The organism is Cryobacterium sp. TMT2-15-1 (assembly GCF_004402345.1).
Taxonomy (GTDB): Bacteria; Actinomycetota; Actinomycetes; order Actinomycetales; family Microbacteriaceae; genus Cryobacterium; species Cryobacterium sandaracinum.
Genome location: NZ_SOGD01000004.1, coordinates 1 through 16,688, shown reverse-complemented (window position 1 = coordinate 16,688; position 16,688 = coordinate 1). Strand labels below are relative to the sequence as shown.

Sequence of the window (16,688 nt, the reverse complement as noted above, 5' to 3'; positions counted from 1 at the left end):
GTTCTCCCAGCAGGGTGAGCAGGGCAGACTGGTCTAGAGCCATCGTGTGGTGTCCTTTGTGAGTTCTTTGATCGGTACTCACTGACCATCCCACGGTGGCTCTTCACGTTGACGAAGCAACACTCAAGAGCGGGAAACCACACCACTCACAGGGACGTAACCAATTTTGCCCCGCCGCGGGCGGAGCTGATAGGAACTTCCGCAGCGGGGAGACGGCGATGATCGGTGCGGCCAGCGCAGTCTCCACTCTATGAAGGGACGGCCGTTTTGCAGTGTTCTAGACTGTGCACGGGCCGAATGTGCCCTGCTGAGGGTCGATGGTTTCCTGCTGCGGTTCGCAAACTCTTCCCGGCACACCCAGTTAATAAATCTGAGCGAGGACGTTGAATGAGGCGTTTCACGGCGGATGATGTTTGCCTGCTGCTGGCGCGGTTGCGGGAAAGAACACCTCTGGTGCAGTGCCTGACCAACGCGGTGGTGACGAACTTCACCGCTAACGCGTTGCTGGCGATCGGGGCTGCGCCGGCGATGACCGATATCCCCATCGAGGCCGACCAGTTCGCCCGTATTGCTTCGGCCACGCTGGTGAATTTGGGCACTCCGCATGCGGAGCAACGTGTAGGCATGCAGGAAGCGGCCCGGGCGGCGCACGAGATCGGCACGCCGTGGGTGCTCGACCCGGTGGCCGTCGGCGTCCTTTCGGTGCGCACCCGGCTGGCCGCCGATCTGCTGGCATATGCGCCCACTGCAATCCGCGGCAACGCCTCCGAAGTGATTGCCCTGGCCGGCCTAGGCCACGGTGGCCGGGGGGTGGACTCGGTCGATACCGCGGAGCAGGCGTTGGATGCCGCTGTCCGACTTGCCGACCGGTACGGCTGCATCGTCGCGATTTCTGGGGCCACCGATTTGATCACCAACGGAACCGATGTCATCCGCCTGAGCAACGGCCATCCCTACCTCACCCAAGTCACCGGTGGAGGGTGCGCGCTTGGCGCCGTAACCGCGGCTTTCCTCGCGGTCGGCGACGATCGTCTTGTTGCAACTGCCGCCGCGACGGCCGTGTATACGATCGCGGCCGAACGGGCGGCGGTGGGCGCTGGCGGTCCGGGCAGTTTTGCCGTCGCGTTCCTTGACGCATTGGCGAGCGTTGACGGGTCCGCGATCCGGGCGTCGATAGCGATTTCATGACTGAGTTCAGTAGGGAGACCTTCACGCCAGGCGTGTATCTGGTCACCGACACGGCGATATGTGCCAGTCGCGGGGTGGTCGAGACGGTGCGGGCGGCGGTAGCCGGCGGCATCCAAACGGTGCAGATACGGGAGAAAGATGCGTCCGCTGCCGACTTCTATCAGCTCGTGTTGCGCATATCCGAGGCTGTCGGTGGCCGGGCCGCTATTCTCATCAACGACCGGATCGACGTGTTTCTGGCTGCCCGCGCTGCGGGTGCCCGCGTGCATGGTGTCCACGTCGGCCAAAGCGACCTTCCGGTTACGGCAGTGAGGATGATCGTCGGCGACGACGCGATCATCGGGTTGACCGCCAATACTGTCGATCACGTCCGCCAGGTGGCTCTCCTGCCGGATAGAACGGTCGACTACCTGGGTGTTGGTGTGATCCGGGCGACGGCCACGAAGGTGAACCATCCGGCGCCGATCGGCGTGGACGGTTTCGCCGGGGTCGCCGCCGTGGCAGGCCTGCCTTGCGTGGCCATTGGCGGAGTCATGCTGGACGACGTGGTCGAGCTGCGCCGGGCGCGGGCGGCAGGTGTTGCCGTGGTGTCCGCGATCTGTGCCGCGGCAGACCCGAAACGGGTGGCCGAGGAATTTGTGGAGGAGTGGAACCGATGATCCGTACCGTCTTGGCGCACACAGTACCCCGAGTTCTTAGCATCGCTGGTACTGATCCAACCGGTGGGGCCGGCATTCAGGCGGACTTGAAGAGCATCGCCGCGCAGGGCGGCTACGGGATGGCCGTCGTTACCGCACTGGTTGCCCAGAACACCCACGGGGTGAGGTCGGTGCATATTCCGCCGGTGGCCTTCCTTCGCGAGCAGCTCGATGCCGTCAGCGACGACGTCACTATCGATGCGGTCAAGATAGGGATGCTCGGCAATGCCGAGATCGTTCAGGCCGTCGATGATTGGTTGGAGAAGGTGAAACCGCCGGTGGTGGTGTTTGACCCGGTGATGGTTGCCACCAGCGGCGACCGGCTGCTCGAGCCGGCTGCAGAAAGCGCCATGATCCGGCTGCTCAGCCGGGTCGACTTGGTCACACCGAACCTGGCGGAATTAGGGGTGCTGTTGGGAGAGCCGACCGCTTCGACCTGGCCGCACGCACTCGAGCAGGGCACGCGACTCTCAGCGGCGCATAACGTCATTGTGCTGGTCAAGGGCGGCCATCTGGAGGGTGCCGTGTGCCCGGACGCGCTGGTGGATGCCACCGGACAGCTTCCCGCCGGCCGGCAGATGATTGAGGTTGCAGCCGATCGGGTGGACACCACCAATACCCACGGAACCGGATGTTCAATGTCGTCGGCGATGGCGACATTGCAGGCCCGGCTCGGGGATTGGAGCGCCGCATTATCGATGACCAAGTCCTGGTTGCAGGAGAGTCTGGAACACGCCGACGAACTCGAGGTCGGTACCGGGCGTGGTCCTATCCACCACTTTCATCGGTTGTGGGCAGGCGGGCCGACCCAAGACTGACCCGCACTGTTTCGGGGCCGGCCAGCGCGCCGATTAGCACGAGCACTCCAGCCAGTGCGAGCAGCGCCGCGACGGCACCGTGGTCGCCGAGCACATTCTGCAGGGCCGGCAGATAGTACGGGTAGAGGGCTGGAATGACGATGGAAAGGCTGTAACCGACCCCGTAGCCGCTGGAGCGCACGGCAGTCGGGAAGCGTTCGGCTAGGTAGGCGCCGACCGGGCCGTAGCCGGAAACCGTGACGATCTGCAGTGCCACGACCAGCAGCACCAGAACCGTGGTGCCGGCGGCAGCGAAGATCGCCAGGAAGATTACCGGCCCTAGTACCGCTGCGATCAGGCCGAAGCCGATGAAGAAAGCGCGTCGGCCGGTGAACGTCGACAGGTGCCCGCAACCTGCCATGGTGACGGCGCTTGCGGCGGTGCCGCACATCATCGCGAACGATATGGTTTGTGCGCCCAGGTCAGCATCGACGCCAAGTTGCCCAGTCAGCACCGGGATGGCCATGTAAGTCAGCAACCACATGCCGCTCATCAGAATGAATACCTGCCACAGCGCTCGGCGGTGTTCGCCGATGAGAATTTCCTTCAGCGGGTTCGTGCGGTGTGGCGGGTGGGTCCACGTCGGGGAATCCTGAACCCGGGCACGATAATAGGCGAGCATTCCAAAAGCGAGCACGGCGCCGAGCAGGAATGGGATGCGCCAGCCCCATACGTTGTAGCTGGCGGCGTCGAGCGTGCCGTGGAGTACGAACACCAGGCCGGCGATGGTGGCGTTGGCCCAGGGCGACATCCACATGATCAGCCCGCTGACAAGCCCTCGCCGTTCAGGCTCGGACCATTCCATCGCCAACGGAACAGCCGAGGTATATTCACCGCCGAGAAAAATTCCGCCGAGAAAACGCAGCGCCAGGATCAACAAGAGCGATCCGCCACCGAACACGGCGTGGCTGGGAACCAGTGCGATCAGCAGTGCCGTCAGCGCCACACCGGTGAGTGCGACCTTGGTCGTCGCCGTGCGGCCGATGCGGTCGGAGATCGGACCGAAGATCGCTGCTCCTATCGGCCGCCCGATCAGCGTCGCGACAAAGACCAGCCCGGCGTTGCTGACCAGGTTTTCCGACCCGAAGAGATGCGCCGCTGCCGGCGTCAGGGCGATGACGGGCAGGAAGATGTCGAATTGGTCCACATAGTTGCCGAGGATCCCGCCCCGTATGGCGCGGCGCATGCCTGGCGGTGCGGACGGCGGCAGTCGAGCGGGGGCAGAGGCGGTGCTGGGGTGGGCGTAACGCATCAACTTCACTTCCTTTGCCGGCATTACCCGGTAGGTTCAACGGTCGAAGCTGCCTCAGCTTCCTCTCAGCCCCTGCAAAAGGGCTCCCGTGTAGACGAAAAATAACATAGCACCCTGTGTCAGGGGCTGCGTTTAGCCATGTTTGCGTTCGGCCATGTTCTGGCCCTTTTTTCAGGTTGTAATTGTCTGCAAGCGCGCGCCGAGAGTGGGATCCGGCGGCGACCTCGGCGGTGAACTTGGCGGAGTCGTAATGGTGATGTTCGATGACTTGGTACGCACGCATTGAGTGTGAACCAGCACGTTGTTCGTCCAGGCTTGGCTGCTTCTTGGTTACACTCGACTTGAACACGGGAGTCCGGTGAGCCGGGCTGAGAGGAAGATTATCAATCTTCGACCGTCGAACCTGATCTGGATCATGCCAGCGCAGGGAGGCAATTTTCTCACATCCCGTGCCCTGATATTCCTGCAATCAAGGAGGGCACGACAGTGCAACTATCCCTACTCAAAAGTACGCCCTCGCCGTGGATAACGGTAGGTGCGCTCGTTCTTGCCGCAGCGACAGTTCTAAGTGGCTGCGCCTCAGGCTCGGCGACTGGCACCGCTTCGTCAACCGCGTTGACTCCGGTGGCCTTCGCCTTGGACTGGACACCGAATACCAATCACACCGGACTGTATGTCGCTCTTGAGAAGGGCTACTTCACGCAGGCGGGGCTTGAGGTGAAGGTGCTCCCATACAACCAGTCATCCACCGACGCACTCATCAACGCCGGCTCAGCTGACTTCGGTATCAGCTTCCAGGACACGGCCACCTTCGCGGCGGCATCGGGTGTGCGCAACATCTCGGTGATGTCGGTGCTGCAGCACGACGCGACGGCGATCGGGGTCCTGGCCAGCCGCGACGACATTCGCAGCCCGAAGGACCTCGACGGCAAGACCCTCGGCCTGGCAGACCCCAGCGCAACCTTCCCCGCCGAGGCGGCGGATGTCATCAAGAACGACGGCGGAACGGGCGAGTTCAGGAAAATCACGCTGGGCACCTCCGCCTATGAGGCCCTCTATGCCGGCAAAGTTGATTTCACCTCGGCATTCACGACCTGGGAGGGCATCGATGCCGCTCTTCGTGGCACCCCGATGAAGTTCTTCGCTCTGCACGACTATGGCCTACCGGACCAGTACTCGGTGATCGTCGAGGCAAACCGGGCTTGGACTGCCAAACACCCTGCCGCCACTGCTCAGTTCGTCCAGGCCCTGCAGAAGGGGTACCAGTACGCCGCCGATCGTCCGGATGCCGCGGCGAAGATTTTGATCGACGCCAACCCCGGCGTCTTCGAAAACACGGAACTCGTTTACCAAAGCCAGAAAAAACTGAGTGCTTCCTACCTCAAAGATGCCAACGGTAAAGTTGGCACCCAAACGGCAGAGACCTGGCAGCAGCTGGCCGATTTCCTCTACCGTGCCGGCCTCTTGGCCGACGAAGACGGCAAACCACTCACCACGGCGCTGGACACATCAACACTGTTCACCGAGCACTACCTCAGTGAAAAGTAGCATCACCGTGAAGCGGGCTACAGCGCCCCGCACGACGGCATTCTCGGCGCTAGCGCCTCCCGCCGCGATCCTCGTCGCCTTCGTGATCACCTGGCAGGTGGCGGTGATGGCAGGCGGAGTGCAGCCTGCGATCCTGCCCTCCCCGCAGCGCATTCTTCAGCAGGGCTGGGAGGCCCGCACCACGATCTGGGACAATACGCTCCCCACCCTGCAGGAGACGTTTCTCGGCTTCGCCGTCTCTCTGACCGTCGCTTGGACGCTGGCGATCCTGATCGATTTTTCGCCATGGCTGCGGCGAGCACTGGTGCCACTGCTGGTGGCATCCCAAGCCATACCTATCATTGCGATCGCGCCGCTGATAGTCATCTGGTTCGGATTCGGTATGCTGCCCAAAATCATCGTCATCGCCCTGGTGACATTCTTTCCAGTCACGGTCGGTCTGATTGACGGCTTCAACCGCACCGATCGAGAAGCGATCAATCTGCTGCGCAGCATGGGGGCCAACCGGTGGAAGCAGTTCGTGTATGTGCGTCTTCCGTCGGCGCTTCCCTCGTTCTTCACCGCCCTTCGAATCGGAATCGCCTACGCCGTCACCGGTGCCATTTTTGCCGAGTACGTCGGCGCCGAGCGGGGCCTGGGCATTTATATGGCGATGATGAAGAGCTCGTTTCGCACCGATCTTGTGTTGGCTGCCGTTGCGGTGACCGCGCTCGTGAGCGTGTGCCTGTTCCTGTTGACCTACGTCGCCGAACGGGCAATCATCCCTTGGCATTCGAAGGAACGCAGGAGCTGGCATGGCTGAGGCGACTCCCCCGAAGATCGAACTGCGCGGAATAGGTAAGTCTTTTCCGCTCGGCCGCGGGCAGGTGAGGTCGGTTCTCGACGACATCGCCTTCTCGGCGCAGCCCGGCGAATTCGTTGCCATGATCGGTCCTAGCGGATGCGGGAAGAGCACCATGTTCAACATCATGGCCGGCCTGGAGACGGCCAATTCCGGCGAGGTCTTGGTCGACGGGGATGTCGTCACCGGTCAACACAAACACTTCGCATACATGCCGCAGAAGGATTTGTTGTTCCCGTGGCGCAGCATTCTGGAGAACACTTCCCTCGGCCTCGAGGTTGCGGGGGAAACCAAGAAGACTGCCCGAGCACGGGCGGGCAGTCTTTTCGCGGCCTTCGGCCTGTCCGGTTTTGAAGATGCACATCCTTACGAACTCTCCGGGGGCATGCGCCAGCGCGCGGCCTTGCTGCGCACCGTGGTGCAGGGCAGAGATGTCCTGTTGCTGGACGAGCCGTTCGGGGCCCTGGACTCTCTCACCCGCACCGACATGCAGTCCTGGTTGCAGGGGGTGTGGTCTCAGAACGCCTGGACTGCGGTGCTGATCACCCACGACATCCGTGAGGCGATTTACCTCGCCGACCGAGTGGTCGTTCTCAGCGCGCGGCCGGCATCTGTGCGGCTGAACCTGACCATCGACCTGCCCCGGCCGCGCGAGGTGTCGATGACCACCTCGGCAGAGTTCGCCGGATACGAACGCACGCTCCTGGCGACCCTGCACGAGGAAACTCTCCCGCCCAGAGGACCCTAAACCGCAGCGCCAATCGTGGGGCGTTCCAGCCCCAGGTGCCCACGCAAGGTATCCGCGGTGTAGCAGGTGCGGAACAGACCGCGCCGCTGCAACACAGGGATCACCCGGTCCACGAACTCATCCAATGATTCCGGCAGCAGCGGCGGCATCACATTGAAGCCGTCCGCGGCACTGTCCTTTGTGAGTTGCTTTAGTCGGTACTCACTGACCATCCCACGGTGGCTCTTCACGTTGACGAAGCAACACTCAGAAGCCGGAAACCACACCACGCACAGGGACGTAACCCCACTTGGATTTCATGAAAACCATTCCTGGGTTTCTGAAACACCCAAGAAGGGCCGCGCGGCCTATGCGCGGCGGAAGGCAATCATGGAGCCCGTGTTCGGTCAGATCCACACCCGACAAGGAAAATTCGTTCTGCTACGCGGGTTGGAGCAAGCAGGCCACGAGCGGGACCTGATCGCTGCCTGCCACAACCTGATGAAGCTGCACACCGTGCACACCAAGGCTCTTCTCGCCACGCAAGCCGCACTGACAGCCCGCCCGGCAACCTAAGGACCAGGGCAGAACCGCCCTGCCGGGCGCCAGCGGCCTCGACCTACTGCCGCCAACGCGGCACTGGCCCTATTTTCAGTCGGCACGAGAACAAGGCAGACCCCGAAGTCCACGACGACCGCCACAGCAACGCCCCGCCCGCTGCGGCAAAATCGGCCCGAATCTCGTCGCATCAACTGCGAATAGGCGTTACTGACACACGCTCCAAGTCGCTGCTGCCTTCTTTTTGTCAGCTATCTCCTGCATGTCAGGTGCAGTAGATGGCCAGTTTTCGCAATGCGCCTTGGAGGAGTCATCAATGACCGATGCCTCACGACTGCTGGCGCTGCGGCACGAACGATCCCCGGCGCGCAAGTGAACGAAGGGGTGGTCAAGGTGTCAAATATTCAGCAATCGCCCATCACGGCCGAGTGGACAGCAGTCGACCGTGTGGATGGCCTGTCCGAGATTCGCTCAGGTGTCCGATCGGGCCCGAACACGCAGGCGAACGCCAGCCCCTTCGAGATTGCTGGCGAAGTGGAACGATGTTCCCGAAGCTCAGTCCAAACTTCAGTGAGACAAATCCGGCTTTATTTGAGAACTCACACCGGGAAAGCTGACAAGTGAGCGGATGACGGGAATCGAACCCGCGCTATCAGCTTGGGAAGCTGAAGTTCTACCATTGAACTACATCCGCACGTCCGTCGCGCAGGCAAGCCCGCACCGGAACCGTGCCAGCATATCAAGTCCGCGCCGTTAGGCTGGACCCGTGCTGCTCTCGGATCGCGATATCAAGGCTGAAGTCAACGCGGAACGAATCCGTCTGGAGCCGTACCAGGCCGACATGATCCAGCCGTCGAGCATCGACGTGCGACTCGACGGATTCTTCCGCCTCTTCGACAACCACAAGTACCCCTATATCGATCCGGCCGAAGACCAGCCCGATCTGACCCGGTTGATCGAGACCGCGGCGGGCGAACCGTTCATCCTGCACCCCGGTGAGTTCGTGCTCGGGTCCACGTACGAGAAGGTCAGCCTGCCCGACGACGTCGCCGCGCGGCTGGAGGGCAAGAGCTCGCTCGGCCGGCTCGGCCTGCTCACCCACTCGACCGCCGGCTTCATCGATCCCGGTTTCACCGGCCACGTGACGCTCGAGTTGAGCAACGTCGCCACACTGCCGATCAAGTTGTGGCCCGGCATGAAGATCGGTCAGCTCTGCTTCTTTCGGCTGAGTTCGCCCGCCGAACGTCCCTACGGCTCAAGCGCATACAGCTCCCGCTACCAGGGTCAGCGCGGGCCGACCGCGTCGCGGTCGTTCCAGAACTTCCACTGCACGGATGTGCGGGAGGCCTCGACGGGATCGACCACCGTAGCCGAGTAGCCCGGTTCACCCGCATGCAACACGCGCCCGGTAAAATCGGCCCATGACCACATCCGTGCCCAGCTTTGCCGAGGCGCTCGTCGCGCCGGGACCGACACCCGACTACCCGGGGCGGATGCGCCGCTTCGGCCAGCTGGTCGGCGCCTGGGCCGCCACCGGGTCCCGCCTCGACGAGACGACCGGCGAATGGACCGGGCGCGAATTCACCTGGATCGTCGACTTCGTGCTCGACGGGCGTGCGGTGCAAGACGTCGAGATCGTCGTGAGCGACTCGCACCCGACCGGCTTCGCGACCGTCGCCACGGCCGTCCGAGTCTATGATTCCTACGCCGGCGTGTGGCGGGTCAGCTATTTCGCCCCGGCATCCGGCGAGTACTGTCACCTCGTGGCGACCCCCCACCGCAACGGCCTGCGCCAGGACGGCACGGGCACCGACGGCCGCCCGATCCGCTGGAACTTCGTCTCAATCACACCTGACGCCTACGCCTGGGAGGGCTGGGTCTCCAACGACGAGGGTTCCACCTGGGTGCTGGTCGAGCACAACGAGGCCACCCGCATCCGTTAGCCGATCTGGTTCTGGCGGGCCTTCACCGGCAGCAGGAGAAGCAGCCCCACGAGCAAAACCAGCATGAGCCCGAGGATGCCCCAATAGGTTTCGCCGAAGATCGTCACCATCAGGGCGAACATGGTCGGCGCCAGAAAGCTCACCGCGCGGCCCGTCGTGGCGTAGAGCCCGAAGACCTCGCCCTCCCGACCGGCCGGTATCAGGCGTGCCAGAAAGGTGCGGCTGGCCGACTGGGCCGGCCCGACGAAGAGCGTCAGGGCGAGGCCGGCGGTCCAGAACACGATCTGACCGCCGTCGTGCAGCAGGAACACGATGCTGCCGAACACGATCAGGCCGATCAGGGCGGTCACGATGATCGGCTTTGCGCCGACCCGGTCGTCAAGCGCGCCGGCGATGACGGTGGCCACGCCCGCCACGACATTGGCGGCGATAGCGAAGATGATCACCTCGCCGGGTGAGAATCCGAAGACGGATGCCGCGAGCACCCCGCCGAAGGTGAAAACCCCGGCCAGGCCGTCGCGGAAGATCGCGCTCGCGATCAGGAAGTACACCGTCTGGCGGCTGGTCTTCCAGAGCCGAACGATGTCCTGCCCGAGCACGACGTAGGAACGGAGGAAGCTCACCCGGGGCCGGCGCACCGCGGCGGAAAAACGGTATTCGGGAACCGAGAACAGCACCGGCAGGGCGAACAGGCCGAACCAGGCGGCCGCGATGAGCATCGTGACCCGCACCGAAAGGCCGTACTCGCTGGTTACCCCGAACAGACCCACGTCGGGGCTGATGAAACCGAAGTACACGATGAGCAGCAGCACGATGCCGCCGATGTAGCCCATGCCCCAACCGAAACCGCTGACCCTGCCGATGGTGCGCGCGGTCGAGACCTGGGACAGCATGGCGTTGTAGTTGACGCTGGCGAACTCGAAGAAGACGTTGCCGGCGGCCACCAGAACGAGGCCGAGCAGCAGGAAGTTCGGTGACGCCTCCACGAAGAACATCGCCGCGGTGAGGCCCACCACGATGAACGTGTTGACGCCGAGCCACAGCTTGCGCCGCCCGGAGGTGTCCGAGCGCTGTCCGGTGATCGGGGCCAGCACGGCTACCAGCAGGCCGGCGATGGCGAGGGCCCAGCCGAGCTGGGCGGAAATGACGTCTTTGTCGCCGAACGAGCTGCCCGTGATGTAGACGGTGAATACGAAGGTGGTGACCACCGCATTGAACGCGGCAGAGCCCCAGTCCCAGAAGCTCCAGGCCACTACTCGGCGTCTGCTCGTTTTGTCAGGCAGCTCCCGGGCATCCGTGCTGCCCTGCTCCGCGATCCCGGTCATGCGCTGAGGCTAGTGGATGCGGGTGGCCGGAGACCATCGATTGCACGAAATCTGAAAGTTGAGTCGTTCACGCTCAACTCTCAGGTGCGTGGCTTGACTTTCGATTTGCGACACTGGCACACTTGAGCCAGCACCACTCAACTCTGTGAAATCGAGCTGAGAACATACTTTAAAGGAGAACGCACACATGGCCCGTGCAGTAGGCATCGACCTCGGAACCACCAACTCTGTGGTGGCCGTCCTCGAAGGTGGAGAACCCACCGTCATCGCAAACGCCGAAGGCTTCCGGACCACACCGTCCGTCGTCGCCTTCACCAAAGACGGCGAGGTGCTGGTCGGCGAGACCGCCAAGCGCCAGGCCGTCACCAACGTCGACCGCACCATCGCGTCGGTCAAGCGCCACATGGGCACCGACTGGAATGTCGCCATCGACGACAAGAAGTTCACTCCGCAGGAAGTTTCGGCCCGCATCCTGGCGAAGCTCAAGCGCGATGCCGAGGCGTACCTGGGCGACAAGGTGACGGATGCCGTCATCACGGTTCCCGCGTATTTCAACGACGCCGAGCGCCAGGCGACCAAGGAGGCCGGAGAGATCTCCGGACTCAACGTGCTGCGTATCATCAACGAGCCGACCGCCGCCGCACTTGCCTACGGCCTCGACCGTGGCAAGGAAGACGAGCTCATCCTGGTCTTCGACCTCGGCGGCGGAACCTTCGACGTCTCCCTCCTCGAGGTAGGCAAGGACGACGACTTCTCCACCATTCAGGTGCGGTCGACTGCCGGTGACAACCGCCTCGGCGGCGACGACTGGGACCAGCGCATCGTCGATCACCTGATCAAGAAGTTCAAGGAAACCACCGGCGTCGACGTCTCCAAGGACAAGATCGCCAAGCAGCGCCTCAAGGAAGCCGCCGAGCAGGCCAAGAAGGAACTCTCGAGCAGCATGTCGACGAGCATCCAGCTGCCGTACCTCTCCCTGACCGAGAATGGCCCGGCCAACCTCGACGAGACGCTCACCCGCGCCCAGTTCGAGAAGATGACCGAAGACCTGCTCGACCGCACGAAGAAGCCGTTCCAGGACGTCATCCGTGAAGCCGGGGTCAAGGTGGAAGATATCGCCCACGTTGTTCTCGTCGGTGGCTCCACCCGCATGCCCGCCGTGTACGAGCTCGTCAAGGCCGAGACCGGTGGCAAGGACCCGAACAAGGGCGTCAATCCGGACGAGGTCGTCGCCGTTGGCGCCGCACTGCAGGCTGGTGTGCTGAAGGGTGAGCGCAAAGATGTTCTGCTCATCGACGTCACCCCGCTGAGCCTCGGCATCGAGACCAAGGGCGGCATCATGACGCGCCTGATCGAGCGCAACACGGCCATCCCGACCAAGCGCAGCGAGACCTTCACCACGGCCGACGATAACCAGCCGTCCGTCGCGATCCAGGTCTTCCAAGGCGAGCGCGAGTTCACCCGCGACAACAAGAACCTCGGCACGTTCGAGCTGACCGGTATCGCGCCGGCCCCGCGCGGCATCCCGCAGGTTGAGGTCACCTTCGATCTCGACGCCAACGGCATCGTGCACGTGTCCGCCAAGGACAAGGGCACCGGCAAGGAGCAGTCGATGACCATCACGGGCGGATCCTCGCTCGCTAAGGAAGACATCGAGCGCATGGTGCGCGAGGGCGAAGAGCACGCCGCCGAGGACAAGCGCCGTCGCGAGGCAGCCGAGACCCGCAACACGGCGGAGCAGCTCGCGTACTCGATCGAGAAGCTGATCAAGGAGAACGACGAGAAGCTGCCCGAGGACGTGAAGTCCGAGGTTCAGGCCGACGTCGACGCACTCAAGGCCGCTCTCGTCGGCGACGACGATGCGGCCGTGAAGACGGCCTTCGACAAGCTCAACGAGAGCCAGGGCAAGCTCGGCGAGGCCATCTACAAGACCAGCCAGGCGGATGCCGCGGCCGGTGCCCCGAGCGACTCCGAGCCGACCGCCGACGCGGCCGGCTCTGACGAAGACGTGGTTGACGCCGAGGTCGTCGACGACGAAGACGAGGCCAAGAAGTAATGGCAGACGACAACAAGCGTCCTGGCGACGAGCCGTTCGACGAGGGGGCATCCGCTGAGGGTGCCCCCGGGGCCGACGCCGAGACGGAATCCGAAGGTGTGAGTGTCGAGGACATCGACGAGGCGTCCGCCGAGGGTATCGAAGAGGACGAGCTGACGGTCCAAGACATCCTGGATGCCGCCACGCGGGAAGTCGACGAGCCCACGAGCGAGCACCTCGCCGACCTCAAGCGGGTCACCGCGGAGTACGCCAACTACCGGCGCCGCACCGAGGCCAACCGCGAGGTCGAGCGTGAGCGCGTCACCGTGGATGTCGTCAAGGGCCTGATTCCCGTGCTCGACGATCTCGACCGCGCTGAGAAGCACGGCGACCTGGTCGAAGACTCGGGGTTCAGCACGATCGCCGCAAAACTCCGGGGGAGCGTCGAGCGCCTGGGCGTGAAGTCCTTCGGCACGGTCGGCGAACCGTTCGATCCGACCATCCACGAGGCGATCTTCCAGCTGCCCACCGCGGGCATCGAGTCGGAGACAGTCGGTGACGTGATCGAGACCGGTTACTTCCTCGGCTCGTCGCTCCTGCGCGTGGCCAAGGTCGTCGTGCAGGTACCGAGCGATGGCTAGCCAGGACTGGTTCGATAAGGACTTCTACAAGGTCCTGGGTGTGTCAAAGGACGTCACCCCGGCCGAGCTGAAGAAGGCCTATCGCAAGCTCGCCCGCACGTACCACCCGGACTCCAATCCGGGCAACCCTGCGGCCGAGGCGACGTTCAAGGAGATCAGCGAGGCACACTCGGTGATCGGTGACCCTGCCCAACGCAAGGAATACGATGCCGTGCGCGCGATGGGCGGTGGAGCCCGCTTCACCGCCCCGCGCCCCGGCGGCGGGCAGGCCGGAGGCTTCGACGATGTCTTCGGCGGCATGTTCGGTGGGGGCGCGCGGCAACAACAGCCCGGCTACTCCTATGAGCAGGGCGGTTTCGACGACCTCCTCGGCGGCATGTTCGGCCGCGGTCAGGGTGGTGGCGGTTTCGGCACCTCGAGCGGCGGGTTCCGCGGTTACGGCGGGCCGACTCGCGGCCGCGACGTGATCGCGTCGACCACGGTCGACTTCATCACGGCCACGCACGGTGACCAGATCACCCTGCAAACGCAGGATGGCCGCGCCATCAAGGTGAAGATCCCGGCCGGGGTGGCCGACGGGCAGAAGATCAAACTCCGCGGCCAGGGGCAGTACAGCCCCGACGGCGGCGAGTCCGGCGACATCGTGCTCACGGTGAACGTGCGCAAGCACCCGGTCTTCGAGCGCGACGGGCTGAACCTGCGGGTCTCCGTGCCGGTCACGTTCGTCGAGGCCGCGCTCGGCGCCACTATCGAGGTGCCGACGTTGGGCGGAGCGCCGGTCAAACTGCGTATCGCCCCGGGTACCCCGAGCGGGCGCGTGCTGCGGGTCAAGGGGCGTGGTGTCGTGACGCCCAAGGGCACCGGGGACCTGCTGGCGGAGGTTCAGGTTGCCGTTCCGTCTCATCTGTCGAAGGACGCCGAGGAGAAACTCGCGGCCTTCGCGGAAGCACTGCCGAAGGAGAATCCGCGCGACGAACTCCTCGCGAAGGCGAGAGACTGACGGTGGACGAGAACACCCGGGTTTTCGTGATCTCGATGGCCGCCGAGCTTGCGGGCATGCACCCGCAAACGCTGCGCCAATATGATCGCCTGGGACTGGTGAGTCCCGACCGAACCCCCGGTCGGTCTCGCCGGTACTCGATGCGGGATGTGGCCAAGCTCCGCGAGATCGCGGAGCTTGGTGCCGAGGGTGTGAGCCTGGAAGGCATCCGTCGCATCATTGACCTCGAGGACCACGTGCGCACGCTCGAATCGCGGCTGCGCGAATTGGAGTCTGCGCTGGCCGATGAACTGCTCAACCGTCCGGGCCGCCGCGTCTTCGCGGCCGGCTCGGCCGGCGAGGTCATCTCGATGCGGGCCGGTACGCGCACGCGCCGGTCCAACCAGATCGTGATCTGGCGCCCCCTGGGATCCCGCCCGATCGGCGACGAGAAGTAGCCGCACTGCGGGTTAGCCTGAGGCAATGCCCGATTTTTCCTTTGACCGCCTGAGACGTTTCCCCGACGTGGAAGCGGACAATCTCTTCGCCGTGGATGCGAGCGACCGGCTGATCCTCGACGAGGCGGCCGGCGTGCTGGCCGAGGCAGGATCCGGTGAGGTCGTGGTGATCGAGGACCGCTATGGCGCCCTCACCCTGGGCGCGGCCGCACTGGCCGGGGCTCGGGGAATCCGGGTGCACCAGGATGTCCTCTCCGGGGAGTTGGCACTCGCCCTGAATGCGGCCGACGCCGGACTCGCGGATTCCTACCACTCCCTCATCCTGGGCGAAGAACTGCTGGCGGACGCGCGGGTGGTACTGATCCAGCTGCCGCGCAGTCTGGCGGCGCTCGATGAGTTCGCCGACGCCATCCGTCGTTTCGCGGCACCGGATGTGGTGGTGATCGCCGGCGGACGCATCAAGCACATGACGCCGACCATGAACGCGGTGCTCCGCCGGCATTTCGGCGAGCTGCAGATTTCGTCGGCCCGGCAGAAATCGCGGGTACTCAGGGCAGCGGCCCCGATTGCCTCCGCCACTGAGCCGACGGTGTCCACCTGGCCGAATTCTGTGGAGCACGCCGACCTTGGACTCACGATCTGCGCCCACGGGGCCGCGTTTGCCGGCGCGACCGTCGATATCGGAACGCGCTACCTGCTCGAGTTCCTCGATCGCATGAAAACGGATGCCCGGAGCGCCATCGATCTCGGCTGCGGCACCGGGGTGCTGGCCGCCACCCTCGCCCGACGCCGTCCCGCCCTACGGGTGATCGCCACCGACCAGTCGGCCGCGGCCGTCGCCTCCGCGCGGGCCACCATGGTGGCCAATGCGCTCGCCGACCGGGTCACGGTCGTGCGGGATGACGCGCTCCAGAGCCAACCGGATGCCTCGGCCGAACTGATTGTGCTGAACCCGCCCTTTCATATCGGCTCGTCGGTCCATGCCGGCATAGCCCTGAAACTGTTCGAGGATGCCGGACGAGTGTTGCAGCCCGGTGGTGAGCTGTGGAGCGTGTGGAACACCCACCTCGGTTATCGTCCCGCGTTGACGCGACTGGTCGGGCCGACACACCAGGTCGGCCGGAACGCCAAATTCACCGTCACGGTCTCGACCGGACGCTGAGACGCGCCGGACCGCCGTGAGGCCCGCACTTGGGGGCTTGCGCCAGGGCGTCGAAGCCGACACGCCCGGGATGCGGGAGGGAGTTGCGCACCCCCAGAATTCACCGTAATGTCTCTCTAGTCACCCCACAGGTTCGGAAAGCCGCAGAGTTTCCCGGCCTCAAGTGGGACGAAGGTTTTAGTTTTTTCTCGCATACCCTTCCGCAAGGGGGCGTTCGAGCAGAAACCAAGATAATAGCTCTCTCCGGCTAGTCGTCAGGTCGCATATGCAAATTTTTTCGAGTCGCTTTGGTGCACTCGGAATCGGCTGCTTTCCGTGATTTGACAGGGATTAGTCGGCTGGGTAAGTTATACAAGTTGCCTCGAAGCGACAGCCCGTATGGGGCTTGAAGTCGAGTGCGTCCGATCCTTGAGAACTCAACAGCGTGCACAATGTCAAATGCCAAAAACCTCGTGGTTTGGATCCGTTTCTAGCGG

The 16,688-nt window shown here is 63.9% G+C and carries 16 protein-coding genes, 1 tRNA gene, 1 pseudogene and 2 riboswitches; of the genes and pseudogenes, 14 read left to right on the top strand and 4 right to left on the bottom strand.

Annotated features, from left to right (window positions below; translation table 11 throughout):
* Positions 1-387: 387 nt before the first annotated feature.
* From thiM to thiD, 3 genes are read left to right on the top strand one after another with little or no spacing between them, the layout of a single operon-like run.
* Positions 388-1,188, top strand: a complete 801-nt coding sequence (gene thiM, locus E3O62_RS00425; protein ID WP_134397171.1) for a hydroxyethylthiazole kinase — start codon at positions 388-390, stop codon at positions 1,186-1,188.
* On the top strand, positions 1,185-1,847 hold the full coding sequence (gene thiE, locus E3O62_RS00420) for a thiamine phosphate synthase (RefSeq protein ID WP_134397170.1): 663 nt from the start codon (positions 1,185-1,187) through the stop codon (positions 1,845-1,847). Before thiM ends, thiE begins: the two co-directional genes overlap by 4 nt.
* Positions 1,844-2,704 (top strand): bifunctional hydroxymethylpyrimidine kinase/phosphomethylpyrimidine kinase, encoded by an 861-nt coding sequence (gene thiD / locus E3O62_RS00415; protein WP_134397169.1) that lies wholly within the window; start codon positions 1,844-1,846, stop codon positions 2,702-2,704. Before thiE ends, thiD begins: the two co-directional genes overlap by 4 nt.
* Here the strand turns inward: thiD and E3O62_RS00410 are convergent.
* Positions 2,655-3,929, bottom strand: a complete 1,275-nt coding sequence (locus E3O62_RS00410; protein ID WP_241973221.1) for an MFS transporter — start codon at positions 3,927-3,929, stop codon at positions 2,655-2,657. The genes thiD and E3O62_RS00410 overlap by 50 nt on opposite strands.
* A gap of 58 nt (positions 3,930-3,987) precedes the next feature.
* A riboswitch (TPP riboswitch) is annotated at positions 3,988-4,095 on the bottom strand.
* Between the two features lie 237 nt (positions 4,096-4,332).
* Positions 4,333-4,442, top strand: a riboswitch (TPP riboswitch).
* A gap of 39 nt (positions 4,443-4,481) precedes the next feature.
* Here E3O62_RS00410 and E3O62_RS00405 point away from each other — a divergent pair.
* From E3O62_RS00405 to E3O62_RS00395, 3 genes are read left to right on the top strand one after another with little or no spacing between them, the layout of a single operon-like run.
* Entirely contained in the window at positions 4,482-5,543 is a 1,062-nt protein-coding gene (locus tag E3O62_RS00405) for an ABC transporter substrate-binding protein (protein WP_206750869.1), read from the top strand.
* The gene (locus tag E3O62_RS00400; RefSeq protein WP_241973220.1) at positions 5,533-6,345 is read left to right on the top strand and encodes an ABC transporter permease; all 813 of its coding nucleotides are present in this window, start codon (positions 5,533-5,535) and stop codon (positions 6,343-6,345) included. Before E3O62_RS00405 ends, E3O62_RS00400 begins: the two co-directional genes overlap by 11 nt.
* Positions 6,338-7,132: an ABC transporter ATP-binding protein gene (locus E3O62_RS00395; protein WP_134397166.1), complete on the top strand. Its 795-nt coding sequence runs from the start codon at positions 6,338-6,340 to the stop codon at positions 7,130-7,132. The genes E3O62_RS00400 and E3O62_RS00395 overlap by 8 nt, the downstream gene beginning before the upstream one ends.
* On the opposite strand, the pseudogene E3O62_RS00390 reads toward E3O62_RS00395, so the two are convergent.
* Positions 7,129-7,302 (bottom strand): annotated as a pseudogene (locus tag E3O62_RS00390) (LLM class flavin-dependent oxidoreductase); the annotation flags it as partial. The gene E3O62_RS00395 and the pseudogene E3O62_RS00390 sit on opposite strands and share 4 nt — an antisense overlap.
* 10 nt (positions 7,303-7,312) lie before the next feature.
* Here E3O62_RS00390 and E3O62_RS17285 point away from each other — a divergent pair.
* Positions 7,313-7,687, top strand: coding sequence for a transposase (locus E3O62_RS17285; RefSeq protein ID WP_255573690.1), 375 nt, complete (start codon positions 7,313-7,315; stop codon positions 7,685-7,687).
* 605 nt (positions 7,688-8,292) lie between these two features.
* Here the strand turns inward: E3O62_RS17285 and E3O62_RS00380 are convergent.
* Positions 8,293-8,363, bottom strand: a tRNA-Gly gene (locus tag E3O62_RS00380).
* 72 nt (positions 8,364-8,435) lie between these two features.
* On the opposite strand from E3O62_RS00380, the gene dcd reads away from it, so the two are divergent.
* Both dcd and E3O62_RS00370 read left to right on the top strand, forming a co-directional pair.
* On the top strand, positions 8,436-9,047 hold the full coding sequence (gene dcd, locus E3O62_RS00375) for a dCTP deaminase (RefSeq protein WP_134397165.1): 612 nt from the start codon (positions 8,436-8,438) through the stop codon (positions 9,045-9,047).
* 43 nt (positions 9,048-9,090) lie between these two features.
* Positions 9,091-9,612: a hypothetical protein gene (locus E3O62_RS00370; RefSeq protein WP_134395203.1), complete on the top strand. Its 522-nt coding sequence runs from the start codon at positions 9,091-9,093 to the stop codon at positions 9,610-9,612.
* Here E3O62_RS00370 and E3O62_RS00365 read toward each other — a convergent pair.
* Positions 9,609-10,937 (bottom strand): MFS transporter, encoded by a 1,329-nt coding sequence (locus tag E3O62_RS00365; protein WP_134395202.1) that lies wholly within the window; start codon positions 10,935-10,937, stop codon positions 9,609-9,611. The two genes, E3O62_RS00370 and E3O62_RS00365, sit on opposite strands and share 4 nt — an antisense overlap.
* A 187-nt stretch (positions 10,938-11,124) precedes the next feature.
* Between E3O62_RS00365 and dnaK the strand changes: the two genes are divergently transcribed.
* From dnaK to E3O62_RS00340, 5 genes are read left to right on the top strand one after another with little or no spacing between them, the layout of a single operon-like run.
* A complete protein-coding gene (gene dnaK / locus E3O62_RS00360; protein WP_134395201.1) occupies positions 11,125-12,993 on the top strand; it encodes a molecular chaperone DnaK in 1,869 nt (622 codons plus the stop codon).
* Positions 12,993-13,613 carry a nucleotide exchange factor GrpE gene (locus E3O62_RS00355; protein WP_134397164.1) on the top strand — a complete coding sequence of 207 codons (621 nt, stop codon included), beginning with the start codon at positions 12,993-12,995 and terminating at the stop codon, positions 13,611-13,613. Before dnaK ends, E3O62_RS00355 begins: the two co-directional genes overlap by 1 nt.
* The gene (locus tag E3O62_RS00350) at positions 13,606-14,613 is read left to right on the top strand and encodes a DnaJ C-terminal domain-containing protein (RefSeq protein WP_134397163.1); all 1,008 of its coding nucleotides are present in this window, start codon (positions 13,606-13,608) and stop codon (positions 14,611-14,613) included. Before E3O62_RS00355 ends, E3O62_RS00350 begins: the two co-directional genes overlap by 8 nt.
* Positions 14,614-14,615: 2 nt before the next feature.
* Positions 14,616-15,050, top strand: coding sequence for a heat shock protein transcriptional repressor HspR (locus tag E3O62_RS00345; RefSeq protein ID WP_104099724.1), 435 nt, complete (start codon positions 14,616-14,618; stop codon positions 15,048-15,050).
* 25 nt (positions 15,051-15,075) lie between these two features.
* Positions 15,076-16,212 carry a class I SAM-dependent methyltransferase gene (locus tag E3O62_RS00340; RefSeq protein ID WP_134397162.1) on the top strand — a complete coding sequence of 379 codons (1,137 nt, stop codon included), beginning with the start codon at positions 15,076-15,078 and terminating at the stop codon, positions 16,210-16,212.
* The last annotated feature ends 476 nt before the right edge of the window (positions 16,213-16,688 follow it).